The organism is Micromonospora sp. NPDC092111 (genome assembly GCF_044755745.1).
Lineage (GTDB): Bacteria > Actinomycetota > Actinomycetes > Mycobacteriales > Micromonosporaceae > Micromonospora.
The window spans coordinates 19,676-43,412 of sequence record NZ_JBIVRQ010000001.1 but is presented as its reverse complement, the minus strand read 5'-3'; the positions used below and the strand labels follow the sequence as shown (position 1 = coordinate 43,412).

The window sequence follows — 23,737 nt, the reverse complement described above, 5'->3', positions numbered from 1 at the left end:
TCCGCGGCCACCGGCTTGCCGTCGTCGTCGCGCGGGCGGAACCGGGCCAGGACGGCGCCGTCGTCGGCGGCGAGCAGGGTGCGGGCGGGAGCGTCGGGGTCGGGGCGCAGCGGCATCCCGGCACCGTAGTGGCCAGCCCCCGCCACCACCACCGGATAACCGTCGGCCCCCCGGCCGCCCCGCCCGCCGTCCGCCCGCCGCCCCGCCCGCCGTCCGCCCGCCGCCCCGCCCGCCGGCTGCCGGTGCCACCGTCGTCCCCGGCCGGGTGGTCGGCTCGCCTCCTTCAGCTCCCGCAGCAGCTCCAGGTCGATGCCCTTCTCGTCCAGCACGTAGCCGTCCGAGTCGGAGCAGGCGACCACCGTGCCGCCGAGCTGGTGCACCTTCTCGATCGCGTACGTCGCCACGTTGCCCGAGCCCGAGACCACCACCCGCTTGCCGTCCAGGCTGTCGCCGGTCTGCTCGCCGATGTGCCGGTACAACTCGGTCACGAAGCTCTGGCAGAACCGCATCACCTCACGGTCCGAACGTCCCTTCGGATCGAAGTCCGCGCCACCCTTGCCGCCACCGATCGGCAGCCCGGTCAACGCGTTCTTGAAGATCTGCTCGAACCCGAGGAACTTGACGATTCCCAGGTAGACCGACCGGTGGAAGCGCAGGCCACCCTTGAACGGGCCGAGTGCGCTGTTGAACTCCACCCGGAACCCCCGGTTGACCCGGACCCGGCCGTGGTCGTCCTCCCACGGCACCCGGAAGATGATCTGCCGCTCCGGCTCGCAGATCCGTTCGATGATCCGGGCGTGCGCGTACCCGGGGTGCCGGGCGAGGGCCGGGCCGATACTCTCCAGCACCTCCCGCACCGCTTGGTGGAACTCCGGTTCACCCGGGTTCCGGCTGACCACACTGGCGAACACCGACTCGGCGGCCTCCGGCATCCGACACGTCCTTCCCGGTCCCGGTGGGGCCCGTCGCCGCCACCCGTCGGTGTACCCCGCCGACCGCCCCGGATACGGATCGTCACCCCCGTCCGGTTCACTGGACGGGTGGACGAGTTGATCTGGAATGCGGCCCGGGCCTCGCGGGCCTGGCTGGACGCCGCCAACGGCACCGACCAGACCGAGCTGACCTGCCGGATCCTCAAACTCACCGAGGAGGCGGGGGAGGCCGCCGGCGCCTGGATCGGGGTGCTCGGCCAGAATCCGCGCAAGGGCGTCACCCACAGTCACGCCGACGTGGCCGCCGAACTGGCCGACGTGGTCCTCACGGCGCTGGTCGCCATCGAGAGCCTGGGCCTGGACGCCCGGACGGTGGTGGCCACCTGCGCCGCGAAGGTCCAGTCCCGGATCACCCCCTGACGCCTCGTTCGCGCCGTTCCACTCGACCTCTCTCTTGCCTTCGCGCTGTTCCCGAAGTGCTGTCGGCATGGCTCGCGATCGAGGGGGTCTCCTGGTCCCCGTTCCTGCCGTTCCTGCCGTTCCTGCCGTTCCTGTGGTCCGGTCGTTCCGGCTGCGGTCTGGCGCTCCCGCCGCTTCCGCCCGACCACCGGCTGGAGCAACCTCGCCACCCACCTGCACCCCGGCCTGGCCTCTGGCCCCTGGCCCCGGCCCCGGCTTGGCCCCGGCCCCGGCTTGGCCCCGGCCCCGGCTTGGCCCCGGCCCCGGCTTGGCCCCGCCGTAGCTCGCCTACCTCTTTACGTAGCCGCCGGTTCTCCTCGGCCATCTCGCTGGTGGGCCGGTCGTGACGCTCACCCGCATCAGCCTCGGCCTGCCTGATCCAGTTCCGCAACGCCTCGTGATGCACGCCGAGTTGCTCGGCCAGGCGTCGGATCACCGGCTTCGGGTCCGACTCGCGGTACAAACGCACAGCACGCTGACGTAGCTCATCGGGGTACTTCTTCGGTGCGACCACAGAAACTTCCTCCCCACGGCCATCAGACCATGATCAAGAAGCTCCATGAAAGCGGGGGTGGCTCAGGGGGCAATTCGAACTTGCGTCCGGCTCCCGACTGGGTCTCCGTGCTGCGCGACCCGCCTTTGGGTGCGTTTGTTGCTGCGATAGCGACAACAAACGCACCCGAAGCGGGGAATGCACGTGGTGTGGCTGCGCGAGTGCAGGTCGGCTTGTTGAGTTCGGTGGCTTATGTCTGTTTCGTGGGCGTGGGTCGGGCGTTGCTCGCCGGCGCTGGGACGACGGCCGGTACGCCTCGGTCGACCGGCTCGACGCGCCGCGTACCCGCTGGGGGTGGTGACCGGCGCCGGCTGTGGTGCCCGCTCGTCGGGTCGGATGGTGCCGTGACCGGCGGATGTCCGTCGGGCGGGGTAGCGTGGTCAGTCGGGTGTCGGTGTGTTCAGTGTCCCCGGGCCTCACCTGAAATGCCGTCGCGGAGTTCCGTTCGGCTGGAGCCGCGTTGCGCCACGCGCCGAGAGGCGACATGCGCACCGGCATCTGCCGCGCCGCCCCCGACCCGTCAGGGCCGGGGGCGGCGCGGTCTGTGCGTACCGGGCAGAATCACGGCGTGGAATGGTCCGGGTCGGCGGGGGTGGTCGTACTGCCGGGTGGCGCGTCCGTGCGCGGGCGGCGGGTGGCCGATGCGGCGTCGCCGGCCGACTTCGCCCTGATCCTGGCGCCCGGCCCGGCACCCGCCTGGCCTTACCGGCGGATCCGGTGGCCCGACTTCTGGCTACCCCTCGACCGCGCCGACGCCCTCGATGCCCTCCGCGAGGCGCTGCGCCGCGCGCACGACGGCGCGCGGGTGGAGGTGGCCTGCCGGGGCGGGCTCGGGCGGACCGGTACCGCCCTCGCCGCCCTGGCGGTCCTCGACGGCCTGCCGGCGCGGGACGCGGTGGGCTGGGTCCGCGACCGCTACCACCCGAAGGCCGTCGAAACCCCCTGGCAGCGCGCCTGGCTCCGACGGCTCCCCGACCACTGACCACCGCCGGTGCCCGCCTGACCCGCCGCCGGACCGCCGCCGAGGCGGTTGGCCGCCGGCCCGGCCACGGCCTGCTCGTCGCCCGGCCGCCCGGTGGATGATGCGGCCCCTGCTCGGCCGCGCCCGGTGCGACGGGCGCGCCGCTCAGGCACACCGGGCAGGGGTCACCTGCTCGCCGCCCGGTCATCGAGCGGCGACGTACTCCCGTAGGTGGCGGGCGGTCAGCGTGTCGGCGTGCGCGACCAGGTCGGCGGGGGTGCCGGTGAAGACCACCCGGCCACCGTCGTGGCCGGCGCCGGGGCCGAGGTCCACGATCCAGTCGGCGTGTGCCATCACCGCCTGGTGGTGCTCGATGACGATCACCGTGTTGCCCGCGTCGACCAGCCGGTCGAGCAGCGCCAACAGTTGGTCGACGTCGGCCAGGTGCAGGCCGGTGGTCGGCTCGTCCAGTACGTAGGTGGTGGCCTTCTCGGCCATGTGCACGGCGAGCTTCAGCCGCTGGCGTTCCCCGCCGGAGAGGGTGGTGAGCGGCTGCCCCAGGGTCAGGTAGCCGAGTCCGACGTCGGCCAGCCGGTCCAGCACGGTACGGGCCGCCCCGGACGGGAAGAAGTCGCGCGCCTCGGCGACCGACATCGCCAGCACCTCGCTGATGTTCCTGCCCCGCAGCGGGTACGCCAGCACCTCGTCGGTGTAGCGACGCCCCTCGCACGCCTCGCAGACGGTGGCGACGCCGGCCATCATCGCCAGGTCGGTGTAGACCAGCCCGATCCCCTTGCAGGTCGGGCAGGCGCCCTCGGAGTTGGCGCTGAACAGCGCCGCCTTCACCCCGTTGGCCCTGGCGAACGCGGTACGGATCGGGTCGAGCAGGCCCGTCCAGGTCGCCGGGTTGCTCCGTCGGGAACCCCGGATGGCGGACTGGTCCACCACCACGACCCCGTCCCGGCGGGGCAGCGATCCGTGGATCAGGGAACTCTTGCCCGAGCCGGCGACCCCGGTGACCACGGTCAGCACCCCGAGCGGCAGGTCCACGTCGACGTCGCGCAGGTTGTGCAGGTCGGCGCCCCGGATCGGCAGGTGGCCGGCGGGCCGGCGTACCGGGTGGCGCAGGGTGACCCGGTGGTCGAGGTGCCGGCCGGTCAGCGTGTCGGAGCGGCGCAACCCGGCCACGTCGCCGGTGTAGCAGATCCGGCCGCCGGCCGACCCGGCCCCCGGACCGAGGTCGACCACGTGGTCGGCGATCGCGATGGTCTCCGGTTTGTGCTCGACCACCAGCACCGTGTTGCCCTTGTCGCGCAGCCGCAGCAGCAGGTCGTTCATCCGGGCGATGTCGTGCGGGTGCAGCCCCACCGTCGGCTCGTCGAAGACGTACGTCACGTCGGAGAGGCTGGAACCCAGGTGACGGACCATCTTGACCCGCTGCGCCTCGCCGCCGGACAGGGTGCCGGACTCCCGGTCCAGGCTGAGGTAGCCCAGCCCGATCTCCACCAGCGAGTCGAGGGTGTCCCGCAGGTTGCCCACCAGCGGCGCCACCGACGGGTCGTCGATGCCCCGGATCACCTGGGCCAGGTCACTGATCTGCAGGCCGGTGCACTCGGCGATGGTGCGCCCGGCGATCCGTGACGACAACGCCGCCTCGTTCAGCCGGGTCCCGTCGCAGCCGGCGCAGGTGGTGAAGGTGACCGCCCGGTCCACGAAGGCGCGGATGTGCGGTTGCAGGGACTCCCGGTCCTTGGCCAGGTAGAGCCGGCGAACCTTCACCACCAGCCCCTCGTACGTCCAGTTGTTGGCCCCCATCTTGATCTTCGTGGCCGGCTTGTGCAGGAAGTCCGCCCACTGCTGCGCCGTGAAGTCCTGGAGCTTGACGTCCGGGTCGAACAGGCCGGAGCCGACGATGGTCTGCCAGTACCAGGAGTCCACGGCGAAGTTCGGTACCAGGATCGCCCCGTCGTTGAGCGAGCGTTCCACGTCCACCATCGCGGGTAGGTCCAGGTCGGAGACCCGGCCCAGCCCCTCGCAGGTGGGGCACATGCCCTCGGCCAGGTTGAAGCTGAACGCGCCGGCCCCGCCGACGTGCGGCTCGCCGAGCCGGCTGAACACGATCCGCAGCATGGCGTACGCGTCGGTGGCGGTGCCCACCGTGGAGCGGGAGTTCGCCCCCATCCGTTCCTGGTCGACCACGATCGCCGGGGTCAGGTTGCGCAGCGAGTCGACGTCCGGCCGGGACAGGTTCGGCATGAACGACTGCAGGAAGGCGCTGTACGTCTCGTTGATCAGACGCCGGGACTCGGCGGCGATGGTGCCGAACACCAGCGACGACTTGCCCGAGCCGGAGACCCCGGTGAAGACGGTGAGCCGTCGCTTGGGGATGTCGACCGAGACCCCGGCCAGGTTGTTCTCCCGGGCCTCCCGTACCTCGATCACGTCGTGGTTGTCGGCGGCGGACCGCGTTGGCTGCTCCATTCCTTCGATCTTCTCATTGACCCTCCCGTGCAGACTTGCGCCGACACCTCCCGTGTTCAGAGCGGCGTAGAGGCCAGGAAAGTCTCAAACCACGTGGCAACCCTGGGGTGGCTGGCGTGGCTGCGGCGGTGCTGGATCGCCACCCAGGGTCATCCGGTGGGGCGCGCGGGGTGGTCGGGGGCGCGGTGCCGGCCGCCGGCTCGGGCCGGGCGTACGGCGTGCCCCGCCGGGTGCGTCGCCCCGGGCCCGGCCAGCCGGGTCGGTAGGGTGCCTCACCATGAGAGCCCGGGTCCCGGCCGCCGCCGTCGCGGCCGTACTCCTCGCCGCCGGGACGCCGGTTCCGGCCGCTGCCGCCGTCCCGGCCGCCGCGCCCGTGTCGACCGCGCCGTGCCCGAAGCTGCCGGCCCCCGGGGTGACCCGCCCGCCGCGACCCACGCCCCCGCCGGCGCTGCCGGAGCAGCAGGTCGTGGGCGGGGAGGGGCTGGCCACCTCCGGTCTGGTCGTCCCGCCCGCCGCCCCCGCGCCCCCGCCGGTCACCGCGACCTCCTGGCTGGTCGCCGACCTGGACACCGGTGCGGTGCTGGGCGGCTGCGGCCCGCACGAGTACGGCACCCCGGCCAGCGTGCAGAAGCTGCTGCTCGCCGCGACCATGCTGCCGAGGCTGGACCCGAAGCGGGTGGCCACGGTGACCCGACCGGACCTGGACATCGAACCGGGCAGCTCCGCGGTCGGCCTGGTCGAGGGCGGGCGTTACCCGGTCGAGACGGTCTGGCTGGGGCTGCTGTTGCAGTCCGGCAACGACGCGGCGAACCTGCTGGCCCGGCTCGGCGCCGGCAGCGCGGCGGCCGGGGTACGGGAGATGAACGCCGAGGCGCGGCGGCTCGGCGCCCTGCAGACGCACGCGGTGACCCCGTCCGGGCTGGACGGGCCGGGGCAGTTCACCAGCGCGTACGACCTGGCGCTGATCGCCCGGTCCTGCTTCGCCGACCCCACCTTCCGCCGGTACGCGCTGACCGAACGCACCCAGATCCCGGCCCAGCCGACCCTGCGCCGGCCCGGGTTCCAGATCCAGAACGAGAACCAGTTGATCCACCGGTACCCGGGGGCGCTCGGCGGGAAGACCGGCTTCACCGAGTTGGCCCGGCACACCTACGTCGGCGCGGCCGAGCGCGACGGCCGGCGGCTCGTGGTCACGCTGCTCGGCGCGGAGGCCCGCCCGGTACGCGGTTGGGAGCAGGGAGCCCGGCTGCTCGACTGGGGCTTCGGGCTGCCCCGGGACGCCTCGGTGGGCCGGCTGGTCGACCCCGGTGAGCTGACCGCCGCCGCCGGGTCGCCGGCTCCGCCGTCCGCCCCGGCCGCCGTCGCCCCGGCCGCGGCCGGTCGGGCGGCGGGGGGTGACCCGTCCTGGCTCGGCGGGGCGGTGATCGGCGGGGTCGCCGGGCTGGTCGGCGCGCTCGCCGTCCTGGTCGCCGTACGCCGCCGCAGGCGGGCCACCCGCCGGGTCCGGCGTCGGGTCGCCTGGGATTGACCGGCGTCGACAACCAGCCGACCCCTCCATAGACTCCGGTCTTTCTGGTACCGCGAGTCCAGGAGGACCCACAGTGTCGAGTGAACGCCGACCGGCCGCCAGCGGGCCGCGCCGCCACGCCCTGCTGTCCCGCCTCGCCGGGGTAGCGCTGGCCTCGGCCGCGCTGGTCGTCGCCGGTGGCACCGCCGCCGTCGCCGGGCCGACCGCCGACCCGGCCACGCCCCGGACCACCAAGGGGCCGTGCGGGTACACCCAGACGCCCGACGAGCCGGCCGCCCGGCCGGTGCCGCTGCCGCCGGACCCGCGCCGGACGCCGGACCGCGGCACGGTGCGGGTCACCCTGCGCACCAGCCAGGGCCCGATCGGGCTGACCCTGGACCGGGAACAGGCGCCGTGCACCGTGCAGAGCTTCCTGCACCTGGCCCGGCACCGGTTCTACGACCGGACGCCCTGCCACCGGCTGACCGGGTACCCGACGCTGAAGGTGCTCCAGTGCGGCGACCCGTCCGGCACCGGCGAGGGCGGGCCGGGCTACCGGTACCGCGACGAACTCCCCACCGACCTGCCGCCCGCGCCGACCGACCCCACCGGGGTCCGCCGGCTCTACGCCCGGGGCACCCTCGCCATGGCCAACGCCGGCCCGGACACCAACGGCAGCCAGTTCTTCCTCGTCCAGTCGGACTCCGCGCTGCGTCCCAACTACACCGTCTTCGGCAGCATCGACGCGGCCGGCCTGGCCACCCTGGACCGGATCGCCGCCGGGGGCATCGCCGCCACCGGCGAGGACCCCGCGCCGGTGGACGGCGCGCCGGCCCTGCCGGTGCAGATCTCCCGGGCCAGCCGGGGCCGCTGAGCGGACGTACCGGTGGTGCCCCGGGAGCGCGCCTCCCCGGGGCACCACCGACGACGGCCGGGGTCGGTTCAGCCCTCCCCGCCGGCCGCCCGCGCCCGGTCGGCCTTCGTGTCGGCCGCACCGACCGCGCCGCCGGGGCGGGGCATCCTAGCGAGCCGGTCGGGCGGGGCGGGCGTGATTCGCCGGACCGGCGGACCGGCCGGCCAGCCGTCACTACCGTGCGTCAGAGTGAGAGTCCGGGGCCGTAGCGCCGTCGTCATCACCGCCTTCCTGCTGTCGGCGGCCGGCACACCCGCCGCCGCCCTGGCCGCCCCGGCTGCCGGGGCGGTGACCACCGGGCCGTGCGCGCCCGTACCGTCGGCGTCCCGGCCGCCCCGTCCGGCACCGCCCCGCGCGGAGCCCGCCCAACGGGCCGTCGGCGGCGCGGCGCTGGCCACCGCCGGCCTGGTGACGCCCAGCGGCACGCCCGCGCCACCCGCCGTGCCGGCCACCTCCTGGCTGGTCGCCGACCTGGACAGCGGCGACGTGCTGGGCGGCTGCGGCCCGCACGAGTACGGCACTCCGGCCAGCGTGCAGAAGCTGCTGCTCGCCGCGACCATGCTGCCGAGGCTCGACCCGCACGAGACCGTCACGCTCACCCACGGGGACCTCGACATCGAGCCCGGCAGCTCCGCCGTCGGCTTCGCCGAGGGCGGCCGGTACCGGATCGAGACCCTCTGGCTGGGGCTGCTGCTCAAGTCCGGCAACGAGGCCGCCAACGCCCTGGCCCGGCTCGGCGGCGGCCCCGACGGGCTGGCCGGGGGAGTACGGGCGATGAACGCGTACGCCCACCACCTCGGTGCCCTGCAGACGCACGCGGTGACCCCGTCCGGGCTGGACGGGCCGGGCCAGTTCACCAGCGCGTACGACCTGGCGCTGATCGCCCGGTCCTGCTTCGCCGACCCCACCTTCCGCCGCTACGACACCACCCGGACGACGACGATCCCGGCCCAGCCGGCGTTGGGCGAGAAGGCGTTCGGGATCCAGAACGACAACCAACTGCTCTACCGGTACCCGGGGGCGCTCGGCGGGAAGACCGGCTTCACCGACCTGGCCCGGCACACCTACGTCGGCGCGGCCGAGCGCGACCGTCGCCGCCTGGTGGTCGCCCTGCTCGGCGCCGAGGTCCTCGACAAGCGCGGCTGGGAGCAGGGCGCGGCGCTGCTCGACTGGGGCTTCGGGCTGCCCCGGGGCGTGGCCGTCGGCCGGCTGGTGAACCCCGGCGAGCTGACCGCCGGCCCGGCCGCGCCCGCCGGCACCGCGCCCGCCCTGGCCGCCGCCGGTGGCCCGGGGCGGCTCGACCTGGCCAACCACCACTGGTCGCGTCCGCTGGTCGCGGTCTGCCTGGCCGGCGTCGTGGCCGGGTTCGCCGTGCTGCTGCTCGCCCTGCGGCACCGCCGCCGTGCCGTACGCCACGGCCGGTGACCCGGCGTGCACGGGCGACGGCGTCCGGCGGCCCGGCGCCGGGCGGCAGGTCGGCTGCTGGCCGGCGGGCTGGCCCTGGCGGTGCTGGCGGCCGGCTGCGGCCGGCCGGCGACCCCGGCACCCGTGCCGAGCGCGGCCACGCCCAGCGCCACCGGGCCGCGCGCCCCGGCCGACGTCGTGCTGCTGTCCGAGGTGGACCCGAGCATCGCCGTCGACATCCGGTACGCGGGCCCGCACAACTTCGTCGGCCGGCCCGTCGACGGCTACCAGGAACCGCTCTGCCTGCTCACCCGGCCGGCCGCCGAGGCGCTGCGGCGGGTGCAGGACGCCGCCCGCGCCCAGCGGCTGAGCCTGCGGGTGTACGACTGCTACCGCCCGCAGCGGGCCGCCGACGACTTCGTCCGCTGGGCGGCGGATCCCGCCGCGCAGCAGATGAGGGCCGAGTTCTATCCCACGGTGGCCAAGTCGAGGCTGTTCGCCGACGGGTACCTCGGCGCACCCACCGCGCACAGCCGGGGCAGCACCCTCGACCTGACCCTGGAGCCCCTGCCGGCGCCGGCCGGGGCCAGGTACGTCCCGGGTCAGCCGCTGGTGGCGTGCACCGCCCCGGCCGACCGGCGGTTCGCCGACGGCGGCGTCGACATGGGCACCGGGTTCGACTGCTTCGACCCGCTCGCGCACACCGGCGACGCCCGGGTCACCGGCGCCGCCCGGGCCAACCGGCAGTCGCTGCAGCGCCTGATGACCCGGGGCGGCTTCGTCAACTACGACCGGGAGTGGTGGCACTACCGGTACGCCGACGAGCCCTACCCGGACAGCTACTTCGACTTCCCGGTGGCCCGGTCGGCGTTGCCGCCCCGCTGACCCCGTCCCGGCCGGAGGTCGCCGTGGCCCGGGAAACGGCCCCGGCGGAACCGGCAGCCGCGCCGGGATAGGCTGCCCGACGGCCACCGCCGAACCCTGCCCGGGACCGGCCCCGTCACCCCTCGGGAAGGATCCGACGTGACCACCGAACGGATCGGTCCACCCCTGCTCGCCGGGGAACGCGAGACGCTGCGCGCCTTCCTCGACTTCCACCGCGCCACCCTGGCGATGAAGTGCGCGGGGCTCACCGACGACGAGCTGCGTCGGCGGAGCATGCCGCCGTCGACGCTGACCCTGCTCGGCCTGCTGCGGCACCTGGCCGAGGTGGAGCGGGCCTGGTTCCGGCGGGTGATCAACGCGGAGGACGTCCCGCTGCTCTGGTCCGACACCGGCGACTACCAGCAGGCGTACGACCCGACCGGGTCGACCGGCGCGGAGGCGTTCGAGGCGTGGCGGCGGGAGGTGGAGCACTCCCGGCGGATCGAGCGGGAGGCCGCCTCGCTCGACGTGACCGGCCACCAGGCGCGCTGGGGCGAGGACGTGTCGCTGCGCCTGGTGATGCTGCACATGATGCACGAGTACGCCCGGCACAACGGCCACGCCGACCTGCTACGGGAGGGCGTCGACGGCACCGTCGGCGTCTGACCGCCGCCCCGCTCCCGGCGCGGGCCGGCCCACCGGCGCAACTCCGCGCCGGGCGGCTCAGGGCCCGGCCGGCGGCCGGGTGCGCAGCGGCAGCCAGGCCAGCACGTCCTGGATCTTCGCGTCCCAGTACGTCCAGTCGTGGTCGCCCGGGGAGAACTCGACGGTGACCGGCACCCCCTGCCCCCGGGCCGCCTCGACGAAGCGCAGGCTGTCCTCGTACAGGAAGTCCTCGGTGCCGCAAGCGACGTAGAGCGGGGGAGTGCCCGCCCCGGCCCGGCGTACCAGCGCCACCGTGTCGTCGTCGCTGCCCGGGACGTGGCGGTCACCCCAGACGGTGTGCCAGACGGCCGGGTCGACCGGCCGGGTCGGGTGGTCGCGCCGGTGGGCGACGTCGAGCGCGCCGGACAGGCTGGCCGCGGCGGCGAACCGCGCCGGCTGCCGCAGCGCCCACTTCACCGCCCCGTAGCCGCCCATCGACAGCCCGGCCACGAAGGTGTCCTCCCGGCGATCGGAGAGCCGGAAGAACGACCGGCACAGTTGCGGCAGCTCCTCGCTGATGAACGTCCAGTACCGGTTGCCGTGCGCCTCGTCGGCGTAGAAGCTGCGTCCGGCCTGCGGCATCACCACGGCCAGGCCGAGCGGTGCCACGTACCGTTCGATCGAGGTGCGGCGCAGCCAGCCGGTGTCGTCGTCGGCGATGCCGTGCAGCAGGTAGAGCACCGGCGGGTCGCCGTCGGCCCCGAGCTGGGACGGCGTGCGGTGCGGCAGGATGACCGTCATCGAGGTGTCGTGGCCCAGCGCCTCGGAGTGGAAGTCGCAGCGCAGCAATGCCATGGTCCGTCACCGTACCGGTCGCGGTGGCGGCCGTCGGTTAACCCGCCCCCGGAATAGCCGTTGCGGGCGCCGGACGGCGGGGCCTACCGTCAACGGCAACATCACGCCGAACGATCCGGGGAGCCCGCCGTGCAGCAGCACACCAGCACCGAGCCCACGCGGCCCATGCCGCGCGGTGGTGCGGTGTCGTTGGCCGGGCAACGATCCCGGGGCCAGCGTCAGGGCCGGTGCGGCTGGCGACAAGGGTGGCGGCGCGGATAGCGCCAGCGCGTCGCGCAGCCGCCCACCCCATCGGGGACCGGGCGGCTTCTTCGTTCCCGGCACCCACCGGGGTGGCTCGGCCGCGTGCCGGGGCGCGGAGCGGCTTCGCACGCCACCTCCCGCCGAATTCGACTCCGGCGGCCCACGAGCTGTCCACCGTCCCCGACCGGGGCGCGATCCGACGAAAGAGGAGACGACGATGGCATTCACCCCGCTGCCGGGCACCAAGGCCCCGGTACGGGTCTGGACCGACCCGTACGGCATCGAGCCGCAGGCCGCGCAGCAACTGCGCAACATCGGCGCGCTGCCCTGGGTACAGGGCGTCGCCGTGATGCCGGACGTGCACTTCGGCAAGGGCGCCACCGTCGGCTCGGTCATCGCGATGCGGCAGGCCGTCTCGCCGGCCGCCGTCGGGGTGGACATCGGCTGTGGGATGTCCGCGGTGCGGACCTCGCTCACCGTGGCCGACCTGCCCGACAACCTGGGGCCGCTGCGGTCGGCCATCGAGGCGGTCATCCCGGTCGGCTTCGCCAAGCGGGACGACCCGGTCGACCCGCGTCGGGTCCGGGGCCTGGAGCAGGCCGGCTGGGACGCCTTCTGGCGGCGCTTCGACGAACTGGACCGGAAGGTGGCGCCGCTGGAGCACCGGGCCCGGCACCAGCTCGGCACCCTCGGCGGCGGCAACCACTTCATCGAGGTCTGCGTCGAGCAGGACGGCCCGGACGCCGGGCAGGTCTGGCTGATGCTGCACTCGGGTTCCCGCAACATCGGCAAGGAACTGGCCGAGCGGCACATCGCGGTGGCCCGGACGCTGCCGCACAACGCCGACCTGCCCGACCGTGACCTGGCGGTGTTCCTCGCCGGCACCCCGGAGATGGACGCCTACCGCCGGGACCTGTGGTGGGCGCAGGAGTACGCGCGGCGCAACCGGGCGGTCATGCTCGCCCTGCTCTGCGGGGTGGTCCGCGACGGGTTCCCGGACGTCGGGTTCGGCGAGCCGATCTCCTGCCACCACAACTACGTGGCGGAGGAGAGCTACGACGGCGTCGACGTGCTGGTCACCCGCAAGGGCGCGATCCGGGCCGGTCGGGGGGACCTGGGCATCATCCCGGGGTCGATGGGCACCGGCTCGTACATCGTGCGGGGCCGGGGGAACCCGGACGCGTACTGCTCGGCGTCGCACGGCGCGGGGCGGCGGATGTCCCGGGGGCAGGCGAAGCGGACGTACAGCACCGCCGACCTGGTCCGGCAGACCGCCGGGGTGGAGTGCCGCAAGGACGCCGGGGTGGTCGACGAGATCCCCGGGGCGTACAAGGACATCACCGAGGTGATGGCGCGGCAGGACGATCTGGTCGAGGTGGTGGCCCACCTCAAGCAGGTGGTCTGTGTGAAGGGTTAGGCCGACCGGCGCCCCTGGGGGGTGGGCGCCGGTCGTACGCCCCGGTGGCGCAGCGGACAGCGCGCCGGTCTACGAAACCGGAGAGCCCAGGTTCGAATCCTGGTCGGGGCACGGCACGGTGGTCCGGCCTTCGCGGTGCTACCCCAGGTGATCCCGCCGTACGGCGGGCTGGCCGCAGCGGCGACGCCGGCGGCGGCCCGGCCCGGCCGATCAGCGGGAACGCCGGTACGGCGGAGCTGGTCGCCGCCCGGTGTCGCTCGGTCCGGTGGCCGGGAATGTGACACCGTCCGGCCAGTTGACCCCGAGATTGATACATGTCAGTGTTTCCTTCCCCGGCGTTTCCGCCGTGACCCCACCCCCGGGTCACGGGGATCCCGTCCACCCCCAGTCGACCCCGACAGACGGGACGGTGACGTCCGGGCGTACGCCCCCGCTCACCCCCACGAGGAGCACGCATGAAGCGCAGAACCCTCGCGCTCGCCGCCTTCACCGCGGCGACGCTCACCCTGGCCGCGCCACCGGCCTCGGCCGCCCCGACGACGGCGCGACCGGCCACCGCCGCGCCGGCCGTCGCCGCGCTCGCCGCGCCGGACGTCTCGGTCACCAACGTCCAGGCGCACCTGAACCAGTTCCAGAGCATCGCCACCAGCAACGGCGGCAACCGGCGGGCCGGCTCGGCCGGCTACACGGCCTCGGTCAGCTACGTGAAGTCCAAGCTCCAGGCCGCCGGCTACACGGTCACCGAGCAGAACTGCACCAACTGCACCTACCCGGGCAACAACGTGATCGCCGAGTGGCCGCAGGGCCCGACCGACCAGGTCGTCATGTTCGGCGCCCACCTGGACGGCGTCGCCGCCGGACCGGGCATCAACGACAACGGCTCCGGCTCCTCCGTGCTGCTGGAGAACGCCCTGGTGCTGGCCCAGCAGAACCCGACCATGACCAAGCGGGTCCGGTTCGCCTGGTGGAACGGCGAGGAGCAGGGCCTGCAGGGCTCGAAGTTCTACGTGAACTCGCTCAGCGCCACCCAGAAGGGCTACATCAAGGGCTACTACAACTTCGACATGGTCGCCTCGACCAACGGCGGCTACTTCATCAACCGGGTCACCTCCACCACGTCCGCGCCGCTGAAGGCGTACTGGGACTCCCTCGGGCTGGCGCCGGAGGAGAACGTCGAGGGCCAGGGCCGCTCCGACGACTACTCGTTCCAGCAGGCCGGCATCCCGACCTCCGGGTACGCGATGGGGGCCAGCGCCACCAAGACCTCGGCGCAGGCCACCAAGTGGGGCGGCACCGCCGGCGCCTCGTACGACCCGTGCTACCACCGGGCCTGCGACACCACCAGCAACATCAACGCCACCGGGTTGAACCGCAGCGCGGACGGTGTCGCGTACGCCATCTGGGACCTCGCGGTCGGCGGCGGCACCCCGACCAACGACTTCTCCGTCGCGGTGAGCCCGACCTCCGGCACCGTCGCCCGGGGCGGGTCCACCACCGCCACGGTCAGCACCGCCACCACCAGCGGTAGCGCCCAGACGGTCGCCCTGTCGGCCAGCGGGGCGCCCAGCGGCGTCACGGTCTCGTTCAGCCCGTCGTCGGTGACCTCGGGCGGCTCGGCGACCATGACGGTCAACGCGTCCTCGACCGCCACCACCGGCACCTTCACCGTCACCGTGACGGGCACCGGCTCCGCCACCCGGACGGCCAGCTACACCCTGACGGTCACCGGCACCGGCGGTGGCTGCACCGGCGGCCAGGTCGTCGGCAACAGCAGCTTCGAGTCCGGCACCACCCCGTGGACGGCCAGCACGGGCGTCATCACCAACTCGCCGAACCAGCCGGCGCGCACCGGCACCTACAAGGCGTGGCTGGACGGCTACGGCAGCACCCACAGCGACACGCTCTCCCAGACGGTGACCGTGCCGGCCGGCTGCACGACCTACACCCTCGGCTTCTACCTGCACGTCGACACCGCCGAGACCACCACCGGCACGGCCTACGACAAGCTGACCGTGCAGGTGAACACGACCACCCTGGCGACGTACTCGAACCTCAACGCGGCGACCGGCTACACGCTGCGCTCGTTCAACGTCGGCGCGTACGCCGGGCAGACCGTGACCCTGAAGTTCACCGGCACCGAGGACGCCTCCCTGCAGACCAGCTTCGTCATCGACGACGTGACGTTGCAGGCGAGCTGAGCGACCCGGGTGGGGCGGGCCGACCGCCCGCCCCACCCGGCCGGAGGACCGTCACGATGATAAATGTCGTACCCGGGTCGGACCATGACGCCATGGCTGCCCCCGCGCTGACCCACCACAGTGGGCGACCCCGTTCCGTGCCGCTGCGCGAGCTGCGCACCCGGCTGACCCAACTCGTCGCGATGGCCGAGCTGACCGACACGGTCACCCTGGTCACCCGCGACGGCGACCCCCGGCCGGTCGCCGCGATCGTGCCGGCCCCCGCCGCCCGCAGCGCCGCACAGGCCCGGGCCGACGGCGAGCGCCTCGCCGCGGTGACCGCCGGCTGGGCCCGCCGGCTGGAGGAGTCGCACCGGCACGGCGCCCGTCGGCACGCCGCCGAGCTGCGTGCGGTCACCGACGCCCTGACCGAGGTCTGGGCCGAGCTGGACCGCCGGGTCCCGCCCGGCACCGACCCGACCGTCGACCGGCTCCGCGCCGCCCACGCCGACCTGCTCAAGGACTGACCCCGGTCGCCGGGTGGGATCGGCCGGCACCCGTGGTCAGCCGGTCGGCATCAGGTCGGCCCGGCGCTGGTCGGCGGTGGCCGGGCGGCGCATCGTCCGCCACGGGCCGCCCAGCAGCGGGGTCAGCACCACCAGGAGGTACGCGGTACCGACGGTGAGCAGGGTGGCCGTGGTGCCGAACCGGTCGACGGCCAGGCCGGCGGTGAGCGCGCCGATCGGGATGGCGGCCCAGGAGCCAGCCCCGACCACCCCGTAGACCCGGGCCCGCAGGTGCGCCGGCACCCGTTCCAGCTTCACCGCGCCGATCAGCGGGTTGATCGCGCCGGCGGCGAACCCGGCGAGCGCGAAGACGGCGACGGTCCAGGGCAGCGGCGGCGCGGCGGCCAGCACCCAGAACGGCGGCCCGCTGGCGAGGGCGAAGGCGGACACGAAGGTGGCCCGGCGGGGCAGCCGGTGGCCGACGGCGCTGAACACCAGCGAACCGGCCAGCGCGCCGCCGCCCATCGCGCCGACCAGCAGGCCGAACGCGGTCGCGCCGCCGAGGTCCCGGTCGGCCACCACGGGCAGCAGCACGTTGCTCTTGGTCGCGTCGAAGAAGTTGGTGACCAGCACCAGCAGCACCACCGCGCGGAGCAGCGGCTCGCGGGTCAGGAACCGCACCCCGGCGGCGAAGTCCCGCCAGTAGCCGCCGGACCCGGCGTCGGCCGGCTCGGTCGGGCGCAGCGACCGGGGCACCAGCACCGCCACGGCCAGCGCGGAGACCGCGAAGGTGGCCGCGTCGACGGCCAGCACCGGCAGCGCGCCGAGGGCGGTGACCAGCAGGCCGGCGACCGGCGCGCCGATCAGCCGGGCGCCCCGTTCGGTGGCCTCGTACCAGCCGACCGCCCGTTCCAGCGGCACCCCGGCGGCGGTGGCCGCCTCCGGCAGCAGGGCGTTGCGCGCGGTCTGCCCGGGGGTGTCGAGCAGGCCGCTGGCGAAGACCAGCCCGAGCAGGGCCCAGAAGGGCAGGCCGACGGTGGCGTCCAGCAGTGGCACGGCGGCCACCGTCAGGCAGGACACCAGGTCGGCCAGGACGCTGGCCCGGCGGAAGCCGATCCGGTCCACCAGTACCCCGCCGAGCGCGCCGCCGAGCACCACCGGGGCGGTGGCGACCGCCCCGGTGAGGCCGGTGGCGGTGGGCGAGCCGGTCTCGGCGAGCACGTAGAGCGGCAGGGCGATCAGGGTGAGCATGTTGCCGGTGAGCGAGACCGTGTGGCCGACCAGCAGCCCGACCAGCGGTGCGCGGCGGCGCGGCGGGGTCACCGCGGGTCCCGGAAGGCGTGGTACATCAGCGAGACGGTCTGGGCGCCCGGTCGGGCCGGGTCGCCGCGCTTGCGCCAGCGGGCGGCCAGCGCCTCCAGGTCGGCGCGCAGTTCGACCAGTTCGTCGCTGGTCAGGTGCAGCCACGAGTCGCTGCTGGCGGTGCCGCGTACCCACTCCGGATCGAGGGTGGCCTCGACGTCGAGGTAGCCGCGCAGGCGCTGGACGTACCGGTCGAGGATGGCCCGTCGCAGCAGGTCGGACGCGGCCCGGCGCTCCGGGTCGTCGAGTGTCTCCAGCGGCTCCCAGGACGTCCGGTCGTGGGCGGCGCGCCACCACCGTTCGCGCCGGTCGCGGGCGTGCTCCGGGGCCTCCTCGACGAAGCCGTGCTGGGCCAGCTTGCCGAGGTGGTAGCTGACCGAGCCGACCGCCTCGTCGACGGCGTCGCTGAGCATGCCGACGCTCTGCGGGCCCCGGAGCCGCAGCTCGCCGAGGAGGCGCAGCCGGGTCGGGTGGGCGAGCGCGCGCATCGCCCGGGGATCGGTCAGATGCAGGGTGGGTTCCTCCGCCATGCCGGCCACGCTAGGCGAACAAGACTTGATGTACAAGACTCCTTGTAGATTTTGCCCGGCGTCACCCGGGCGACCGGGCCGCCACGTCCGACCGGCCCACGGAGTTGGTCACCACGACCAGCGGATCGGGAGGTGGGGATGACGCAGCCGGCGGGTCGGGACGCCGCCGGGCCCGGGCGGGTACGGCTGGTCGCCCGCCGGGTCCGGGAACTCCCACCGGAGCTGCAGGTGGTGGCCGCCGTGCCGGACCGGGCCGGGAGCGGGCGGTGACCGCCGGGGTCGCGCTGGCCCTCGCGGTGGGCGCCGCGTTCGGCTACGGGATCGGCTCGGTGCTACAGGCCGTCGGGGCCCGCCGGGGCGCCAGCACCCTGCGTGCCCTCGGCCACCCGCTGTACCTCGCCGGCCTGGCCTGCGACACGATGGCCTGGTTCGCCTCGCTGGTCGCCCTCCAGAAGTTGCCCGTCTTCGCCGTCCAGTCGGTGACCGCCGGGTCGCTCGCCGTCACCGTGGTCGCGGCCCGGATCGTGCTGGCCGCGCGGCTGCGCCGTCGGGACACGGCGGCGATCCTGGTCACCGTGGCCGCCCTCACCGTCATCTCGCTCGCCGCCGGCCCCGAACCGCCGGTGACCGCGTCGACGGGGCTGCGGATCGGGCTGGCCGTCGCGGCGGTGCTGACCGCGCTGGCCGGCACGGCGGCGCTGCGGGTGACCCGGCCGACGGTCAGCGCCACGCTGGCCGGGGTCGCCTGGGGCGTCACCGCGCTCTGCGCCCGGGCGTTCGTCCCGCCGTCGGACCCGTTCGGCCGTCCCGGCGCGGCGCTGTTCGACCTGCTCCGGGAGCCGGTCACCGGGGGCCTGGTCGTCTCCGGGGTCACCGGCACCGTCCTCTACGCGCACGCCCTGCGGTACGGGCAGGTCGGGCCGGTCACCGCCGTGCTCTGGGCGGTCGAGATCGTCGTCCCGTCGGTGGCCGGGGTGGTCCTGCTCGGTGACGGCGTACGCCCCGGCTGGCTGCCCTGGGCGGTCGCGGCGACCCTGACCACCGTGGCGGCGACCGTGGTGCTGGCCCGCGCGCCCGCCACCGCGAACACCGCCGAGCCGACGGCCGGACCGGGCTGAGTTGACGGCCGGACCGGCTGGGGTCAGGCCGGCCGGCGGCCCTTGAGTCGCCGGCCCAACTCCCGGGCGATCTCCCGGTTGGCGTCGCGTTCGGCGAGGACCTGGCGCTTGTCGTACGACCGGCGGCCCCGGGCCAGCGCGATCTCCACCTTGGCCCAGCCGTTGCTGAAGTACATCGACAGGGGCACCAGAGTCACCCCGCCGTCGCGCAGCCGCTCCAGGATCCGGGCGATCTCCACCCGGCGCAGCAGCAGCTTGCGGGTGCGCCGGGGCTGGTGGTTGGTCCAGGTGCCGTAGCCGTACTCGGCGATGTGCAGGCCGTACAGCATGATCTCGCCGTCGCGTTCCTGGGCGAACGCGTCGACCAGCGACACCCGCCCCTCGCGCAGCGACTTCACCTCGGTGCCGGCGAGCACGATCCCCGCCTCGTAGGTCTTGAGGACGGTGTAGTCGTGGCGGGCCTTCCGGTTGGCGGCGATGAGCTTGCGCTCCGCGTCCCGCGACACGACGACCTCCCCCGACCCGACCTGCCTGCGGACACCCTACCGGGCCGGCCGGGCGGAAAGGTCCCCGGCGGGCCGTGGCCCGGGCGGTAGGGTCCCCGCCGTGACCGACGCCGACTTCCTCACCGAGACCCGCGACTCCTACGACACGATGGCCGCCGAGTACACCGTCCGGTTCCGCGACGAGCTGGCCGTCCGCCCGTTCGACCGGGCCATGCTCGCGGCCTTCGCCGAGACCGTCCTGGCCGGCGGGGGCGGGCCGGTGCTCGACGTGGGCTGCGGGCCGGGCCGGATCACCGGGCACCTGCGTGACCTCGGCCTGGCCGTCGCCGGTCTCGACCTGTCTCCCGGGATGCTGGCCCAGGCCCGGCGCGCCCACCCCGACCTGCGCTTCACCGAAGGGTCCATGCTGGACCTGCCGGTCCGCGACGGCGCGCTCGCCGGCCTGGTCGCCTGGTACAGCATCATCCACGTGCCCGACGAGCGGCTGCCCAGGGTCTTCGCCGAGTTCCGCCGGGCGCTCGCCCCCGGCGGGCACGCGCTGCTCGCCTTCCAGGTCGGCGACGAGACGGCGCGCTACACCGAGGCCTGGGGCAACCCGGTCTCGCTGGCGTTCCGCCGCCGCCATCCGGGCCGGGTGGCCGCCCTGCTGCACGCTGCCGGGCTGGCGGAGCAGGCCCGGATGTGCCGTGCACCGCAGGAGTTCAACGGTGCGATGGAACGTACCCCCCAGGCATGCCTGCTGGTCCGTCGGGACGACGACCGGGCGTGACCGGGCCGCCACGGCACCTCGTATCCTGTTGCGCGGATCTGGCCCACCGTACGAGGAGGTTGGTGTGAGCAGTCGGACCGAAACGCTGGAGTTCCAGGCGGAGACACGCCAGCTCTTGCAACTGATGGTGCACTCCATCTACTCGCACAAGGACGTCTTCTTGCGCGAGCTGATCTCCAACGCCTCCGACGCGCTGGACAAGCTCCGGTTGGAGTCGCTGGTCGACTCCGACCTCGACGTCGACACCTCGGACCTGCACGTCGAACTGGTGACCGACCCGACGGCCCGTACCCTCACCGTCCGGGACAACGGGGTCGGGATGTCCCGCGAGGACGTCGTCTCGCTGATCGGCACCATCGCCCGCTCCGGCACCGCCGAGCTGCTGCGCAAGCTCAAGGAGTCGAAGGAGAACGCCGGCGGTGACCTGATCGGCCAGTTCGGCGTCGGCTTCTACTCGACCTTCATGGTCGCCGAGCGGGTCACCCTGCTCACCCGGCGCGCCGGCGAGTCCGAGGGCACCCGCTGGGAGTCCACCGGCGAGGGCACCTACGTGGTCGAGACGGTCGACGACGCCCCGCAGGGCACCTCGGTCACGGTGCACCTCAAGCCCGCCGACGACGAGGACAACCTGCACGACTACACCGACCTGAACACGATCCGGGAGATCGTCAAGCGGTACTCCGACTTCATCGCCTGGCCGATCCGGACGACCGTGCCGGGCACCGACGGCGGCGAACCGACCGTGACCACGCTCAACTCCCGCAAGGCGCTCTGGGCCCGGCCTCGCGACGAGGTCGCCGACGAGGAGTACCGCGACTTCTACCGGCACGTCGCCCACGACTGGACCGACCCGCTGGAGACCATCCACATGCGTGGGGAGGGCGTGTTCGAGTACGAGGCGCTGCTCTTCATCCCCGCGCACGCCCCGTTCGACCTCTACCAGGCGGACGGCCGTCGGGGGGTGCAGCTCTACGTCAAGCGGGTCTTCGTGATGGACGACTGCGCCGCGCTGATGCCGAACTACCTGCGCTTCGTCAAGGGCGTGGTGGACGCCCACGACCTGTCGCTCAACATCTCCCGGGAGATCCTCCAGCAGGACCGGCAGATCCAGGTGGTGCGCCGCCGGCTCGTCCGCAAGGTGCTCGCCACCGTCAAGGACATGCGTACCGCGCACCCCGACCGGTTCCGCACCTTCTGGACCGAGTTCGGCCGGGTGGTCAAGGAAGGGCTGCTGGAGGACCCGGACAACACCGAGACCATCCTCGACCTGGTCTCGGTGGCCTCCACCCACCACGACACCGAGCCCACCACCCTGCGCGGGTACACCGACCGGATGAAGGACGGCCAGGGCGAGATCTACTACGCCACCGGCGAGAACCGGGCCATGTTGGAGAACTCCCCGCACATGGAGGCGTTCCGGGCCAAGGGCTACGAGGTGCTGCTGCTCACCGACCCGGTCGACGAGGTGTGGGTGGAGCGGGTCGGCCAGTTCGACGGCAAGCCGCTGCGCTCCATCGCCAAGGGTCAGGTCGACCTGGAGACCGAGCAGGAGCGCCAGGACACCGAGGTCGCCCGGGAGCAGCAGGCCAAGGAGTACGCCGGCCTGCTCGCCTTCCTCGGCGGCGCGCTCGCCGACAGCGTGAAGGAGGTACGCCTCTCCACCCGGCTGACCACCTCACCGGCCTGCATCGTCGGCGACGCGCACGACATCACCCCGACGCTGGAGAAGATGTACCGCGCGATGGGGCAGGAGGTGCCCCCGGTCAAGCGGATCCTGGAGTTGAACCCGACCCACCCCCTGGTCACCGGGCTACGTGCCGCCCAGGAGCGGGGTGAGGACGCCCCGGTGCTCACCGAGACCGCCGAGCTGCTGTACGGCATGGCGCTGCTCGCCGAGGGCGGCGAGCTGACCGACCCGGCCCGGTTCGCCCGGCTGCTCGCCGATCGGCTGGCCCGCACCCTCTGACCGGAACCGGTCCCGGACCGGGCGGGTACGCCAGGTCCGGGACCGGTCTGCGGGGGTGACCCGGACACCCGTCGCGGCCCAGGTGACCCGCCCGACGAGGACGAGGTGTGCCGCACGGTGCGCCGGCGCGCCGGATAGGGTGGGGAACAGGTGTGCCGGGAAGTCTGGTCGGCGATGGATGACGTGTTCCCAGCCGACGAGGAGTTTCCGTGACCGACGCCACCCGGCGCCGCCCCAGCCTGTTCGCCCGCCGCTCCTGGGGCGAGACCAGCCGGATCTCCGGCATCCTCCGCAAGGAGACCGTGGGTGGTGCCCTGCTGCTCGCCGGGGCGTTGCTGGCGCTGGTCTGGTCGAACTCGCCCTGGGCGGACGGCTACCGCGCGGTGCGGGACGTCACGTTCGGCCCGGCCGTCCTGCACCTCGACCTCAGCCTCGCCACCTGGGCGGCGGACGGCCTGCTGGCGATCTTCTTCTTCGTCGCCGGGCTGGAGCTCAAGCGCGAGTTCGTCGCCGGTGACCTGCGCGATCCGCGCCGGGCGGCGGTGCCGGTCGCGGCGGCCGTCGGCGGGGTGGTCGTACCCGCCGTGTTGTTCACCCTGATCGCGGCCGGTGCCGGGGCGGGCGCGGTCCGGGGGTGGGCGATCCCGACGGCCACCGACATCGCCTTCGCGCTGGCCGTGCTGGCGGTGATCGGCCGGTTCCTGCCGTCGGCGCTGCGCACCTTCCTGCTCACCCTGGCGGTCGTCGACGACCTGCTCGCGATCGTCATCATCGCCGTGTTCTACACCGCGGGCCTGGCGGTCCTGCCGTTGCTGGCGGCGCTGCTGCCGCTGGCGGTGTTCGGCCTGCTGGTGCGGCGCCGGGTCCGGTCCTGGTGGCTGCTGCTGCCGCTGGCCGGGCTGACCTGGGCGTTGGTGCACGCCTCGGGGGTGCACGCCACGGTGGCCGGGGTGCTGCTCGCCTTCACCGTCCCGGTGCTGCGCAGCGCGGCGGCGGGCGGGCCCGACGCCGGCCCCGGCCTGGCCGAGCACTTCGAGCACCGGTTCCGGCCGCTGTCGGCCGGGGTGGCGGTGCCGGTCTTCGCGTTCCTGTCCGCCGGGGTCACCATCGGTGGCCTGACCGGGCTGGTGTCCGCGCTGTCCGACCGGGTGGCCCTCGGCATCGTCGTCGGCCTGGTGGTGGGCAAGCCGGTCGGCATCCTGCTGGCCACCTGGCTGGTGTCCCGGTTCACCCGGGCCGACCTGGACGAGGGGCTGAACTGGCTCGACGTGCTGGGCCTCGCCCTGCTCGGTGGGATCGGCTTCACCGTGTCGCTGCTCATCGGTGAGCTGGCCTTCGGCCTGGGCAGCGCCCGCGACGACCACGTGAAGGTCGCGGTGCTCACCGGCTCGCTGTTGTCGGCGCTGCTCGCCACGGGGATCCTGCGGGTCCGTTCCCGGTTCTACCGCCGGCTGCACGCGGCGGAGACGGTGGACCGCGACCGGGACGGCGTGCCGGACGTCTACCAGACGGGGGCGGAGGGGCCGGCGGCCCGCTGAGCCGGGCGCGGCCCGGCCGGGTTACGCGTCG

At 74.1% G+C, this 23,737-nt stretch carries 21 protein-coding genes, 1 tRNA gene and 1 pseudogene; 16 read left to right on the top strand and 7 right to left on the bottom strand.

Features of this window, described 5'->3' with window-relative positions; genetic code table 11:
* Window positions 1–269 precede the first annotated feature (269 nt).
* Window positions 270–932 (bottom strand): annotated as a pseudogene (locus ACIQG9_RS00185) (Glu/Leu/Phe/Val dehydrogenase dimerization domain-containing protein); the annotation flags it as partial.
* Window positions 933–1,040: 108 nt separating this feature from the next.
* Between ACIQG9_RS00185 and ACIQG9_RS00180 the strand changes: the two are divergent.
* The gene (locus ACIQG9_RS00180; protein ID WP_400396479.1) at window positions 1,041–1,352 is read left to right on the top strand and encodes a MazG-like family protein; all 312 of its coding nucleotides are present in this window, start codon (window positions 1,041–1,043) and stop codon (window positions 1,350–1,352) included.
* Here the strand turns inward: ACIQG9_RS00180 and ACIQG9_RS00175 are convergent.
* Entirely contained in the window at window positions 1,342–1,905 is a 564-nt protein-coding gene (locus tag ACIQG9_RS00175; protein WP_400396477.1) for a transposase, read from the bottom strand. The genes ACIQG9_RS00180 and ACIQG9_RS00175 overlap by 11 nt on opposite strands.
* A gap of 607 nt (window positions 1,906–2,512) precedes the next feature.
* Between ACIQG9_RS00175 and ACIQG9_RS00170 the strand changes: the two genes are divergently transcribed.
* Window positions 2,513–2,926, top strand: coding sequence for a protein-tyrosine phosphatase family protein (locus ACIQG9_RS00170; RefSeq protein WP_400396475.1), 414 nt, complete (start codon window positions 2,513–2,515; stop codon window positions 2,924–2,926).
* A 183-nt stretch (window positions 2,927–3,109) separates the two neighbouring features.
* Here ACIQG9_RS00170 and ACIQG9_RS00165 read toward each other — a convergent pair whose 3' ends face one another.
* Complete coding sequence (locus ACIQG9_RS00165; RefSeq protein WP_400396474.1) at window positions 3,110–5,386, bottom strand: ATP-binding cassette domain-containing protein; 2,277 nt, start codon at window positions 5,384–5,386, stop codon at window positions 3,110–3,112.
* Window positions 5,387–5,663: 277 nt separating this feature from the next.
* On the opposite strand from ACIQG9_RS00165, the gene ACIQG9_RS00160 reads away from it, so the two are divergent.
* From ACIQG9_RS00160 to ACIQG9_RS00140, 5 genes are all read left to right on the top strand, one after another.
* Window positions 5,664–6,914: a D-alanyl-D-alanine carboxypeptidase family protein gene (locus ACIQG9_RS00160; RefSeq protein ID WP_400396472.1), complete on the top strand. Its 1,251-nt coding sequence runs from the start codon at window positions 5,664–5,666 to the stop codon at window positions 6,912–6,914.
* Window positions 6,915–6,987: 73 nt separating this feature from the next.
* Window positions 6,988–7,767 carry a peptidylprolyl isomerase gene (locus ACIQG9_RS00155; RefSeq protein ID WP_400396470.1) on the top strand — a complete coding sequence of 260 codons (780 nt, stop codon included), beginning with the start codon at window positions 6,988–6,990 and terminating at the stop codon, window positions 7,765–7,767.
* A 228-nt stretch (window positions 7,768–7,995) separates the two neighbouring features.
* Entirely contained in the window at window positions 7,996–9,231 is a 1,236-nt protein-coding gene (locus ACIQG9_RS00150; RefSeq protein WP_400396467.1) for a D-alanyl-D-alanine carboxypeptidase family protein, read from the top strand.
* A 6-nt stretch (window positions 9,232–9,237) separates the two neighbouring features.
* On the top strand, window positions 9,238–10,095 hold the full coding sequence (locus ACIQG9_RS00145) for a M15 family metallopeptidase (protein WP_400396465.1): 858 nt from the start codon (window positions 9,238–9,240) through the stop codon (window positions 10,093–10,095).
* 138 nt (window positions 10,096–10,233) lie between these two features.
* Window positions 10,234–10,740: a DinB family protein gene (locus ACIQG9_RS00140; RefSeq protein WP_400396462.1), complete on the top strand. Its 507-nt coding sequence runs from the start codon at window positions 10,234–10,236 to the stop codon at window positions 10,738–10,740.
* Window positions 10,741–10,797: 57 nt separating this feature from the next.
* Here the strand turns inward: ACIQG9_RS00140 and ACIQG9_RS00135 are convergent, their stop codons facing one another.
* A complete protein-coding gene (locus ACIQG9_RS00135; RefSeq protein WP_400396459.1) occupies window positions 10,798–11,574 on the bottom strand; it encodes an alpha/beta hydrolase in 777 nt (258 codons plus the stop codon).
* A gap of 460 nt (window positions 11,575–12,034) precedes the next feature.
* Here ACIQG9_RS00135 and ACIQG9_RS00130 point away from each other — a divergent pair, with 460 nt between their 5' ends.
* The 4 genes from ACIQG9_RS00130 (at window position 12,035) to ACIQG9_RS00115 (ending at window position 15,938) form a co-directional block, all read left to right on the top strand.
* Window positions 12,035–13,234 (top strand): RtcB family protein, encoded by a 1,200-nt coding sequence (locus ACIQG9_RS00130; RefSeq protein ID WP_400396457.1) that lies wholly within the window; start codon window positions 12,035–12,037, stop codon window positions 13,232–13,234.
* Window positions 13,235–13,272: 38 nt separating this feature from the next.
* Window positions 13,273–13,345, top strand: a tRNA-Arg gene (locus ACIQG9_RS00125).
* Window positions 13,346–13,689: 344 nt separating this feature from the next.
* On the top strand, window positions 13,690–15,432 hold the full coding sequence (locus ACIQG9_RS00120) for a M28 family peptidase (protein WP_400396454.1): 1,743 nt from the start codon (window positions 13,690–13,692) through the stop codon (window positions 15,430–15,432).
* Window positions 15,433–15,524: 92 nt separating this feature from the next.
* Entirely contained in the window at window positions 15,525–15,938 is a 414-nt protein-coding gene (locus tag ACIQG9_RS00115) for a type II toxin-antitoxin system Phd/YefM family antitoxin (protein ID WP_400396451.1), read from the top strand.
* A gap of 36 nt (window positions 15,939–15,974) precedes the next feature.
* Here ACIQG9_RS00115 and ACIQG9_RS00110 read toward each other — a convergent pair whose 3' ends face one another.
* The gene (locus tag ACIQG9_RS00110; protein ID WP_400396448.1) at window positions 15,975–17,240 is read right to left on the bottom strand and encodes an MFS transporter; all 1,266 of its coding nucleotides are present in this window, start codon (window positions 17,238–17,240) and stop codon (window positions 15,975–15,977) included.
* Window positions 17,237–17,809, bottom strand: coding sequence for a helix-turn-helix domain-containing protein (locus tag ACIQG9_RS00105; protein ID WP_400396446.1), 573 nt, complete (start codon window positions 17,807–17,809; stop codon window positions 17,237–17,239). Before ACIQG9_RS00105 ends, ACIQG9_RS00110 begins: the two co-directional genes overlap by 4 nt.
* A 138-nt stretch (window positions 17,810–17,947) precedes the next feature.
* Between ACIQG9_RS00105 and ACIQG9_RS00100 the strand changes: the two genes are divergently transcribed.
* Both ACIQG9_RS00100 and ACIQG9_RS00095 read left to right on the top strand, forming a co-directional pair.
* The gene (locus ACIQG9_RS00100) at window positions 17,948–18,079 is read left to right on the top strand and encodes a hypothetical protein (protein ID WP_400396443.1); all 132 of its coding nucleotides are present in this window, start codon (window positions 17,948–17,950) and stop codon (window positions 18,077–18,079) included.
* Window positions 18,076–18,927 carry a hypothetical protein gene (locus ACIQG9_RS00095; protein WP_400396441.1) on the top strand — a complete coding sequence of 284 codons (852 nt, stop codon included), beginning with the start codon at window positions 18,076–18,078 and terminating at the stop codon, window positions 18,925–18,927. Before ACIQG9_RS00100 ends, ACIQG9_RS00095 begins: the two co-directional genes overlap by 4 nt.
* Before the next feature lie 23 nt (window positions 18,928–18,950).
* On the opposite strand, the gene smpB is transcribed toward ACIQG9_RS00095, so the two are convergent.
* A complete protein-coding gene (gene smpB / locus ACIQG9_RS00090; RefSeq protein ID WP_400396439.1) occupies window positions 18,951–19,433 on the bottom strand; it encodes an SsrA-binding protein SmpB in 483 nt (160 codons plus the stop codon).
* A gap of 100 nt (window positions 19,434–19,533) precedes the next feature.
* Here smpB and ACIQG9_RS00085 point away from each other — a divergent pair, with 100 nt between their 5' ends.
* The 3 genes from ACIQG9_RS00085 (at window position 19,534) to nhaA (ending at window position 23,706) form a co-directional block, all read left to right on the top strand.
* Window positions 19,534–20,202, top strand: coding sequence for a class I SAM-dependent DNA methyltransferase (locus ACIQG9_RS00085; protein WP_400396436.1), 669 nt, complete (start codon window positions 19,534–19,536; stop codon window positions 20,200–20,202).
* A gap of 64 nt (window positions 20,203–20,266) precedes the next feature.
* Window positions 20,267–22,168: a molecular chaperone HtpG gene (htpG, locus tag ACIQG9_RS00080; protein WP_400396433.1), complete on the top strand. Its 1,902-nt coding sequence runs from the start codon at window positions 20,267–20,269 to the stop codon at window positions 22,166–22,168.
* 209 nt (window positions 22,169–22,377) lie between these two features.
* On the top strand, window positions 22,378–23,706 hold the full coding sequence (gene nhaA / locus ACIQG9_RS00075) for a Na+/H+ antiporter NhaA (protein WP_400396429.1): 1,329 nt from the start codon (window positions 22,378–22,380) through the stop codon (window positions 23,704–23,706).
* The last annotated feature ends 31 nt before the right edge of the window (window positions 23,707–23,737 follow it).

What these genes read in the sequence shown, in the direction of transcription:
- ACIQG9_RS00165 (WP_400396474.1), bottom strand. Translation starts at nt 5,386, where the DNA reads ATGGAGCAGCCAACGCGGTCCGCCGCCGACAACCACGACGTGATCGAG.
- ACIQG9_RS00160 (WP_400396472.1), top strand. Translation starts at nt 5,664, where the DNA reads ATGAGAGCCCGGGTCCCGGCCGCCGCCGTCGCGGCCGTACTCCTCGCC.
- ACIQG9_RS00135 (WP_400396459.1), bottom strand. Translation starts at nt 11,574, where the DNA reads ATGGCATTGCTGCGCTGCGACTTCCACTCCGAGGCGCTGGGCCACGAC.
- ACIQG9_RS00130 (WP_400396457.1), top strand. Translation starts at nt 12,035, where the DNA reads ATGGCATTCACCCCGCTGCCGGGCACCAAGGCCCCGGTACGGGTCTGG.
- ACIQG9_RS00120 (WP_400396454.1), top strand. Translation starts at nt 13,690, where the DNA reads ATGAAGCGCAGAACCCTCGCGCTCGCCGCCTTCACCGCGGCGACGCTC.
- ACIQG9_RS00115 (WP_400396451.1), top strand. Translation starts at nt 15,525, where the DNA reads ATGGCTGCCCCCGCGCTGACCCACCACAGTGGGCGACCCCGTTCCGTG.
- ACIQG9_RS00105 (WP_400396446.1), bottom strand. Translation starts at nt 17,809, where the DNA reads ATGGCGGAGGAACCCACCCTGCATCTGACCGATCCCCGGGCGATGCGC.
- ACIQG9_RS00100 (WP_400396443.1), top strand. Translation starts at nt 17,948, where the DNA reads ATGACGCAGCCGGCGGGTCGGGACGCCGCCGGGCCCGGGCGGGTACGG.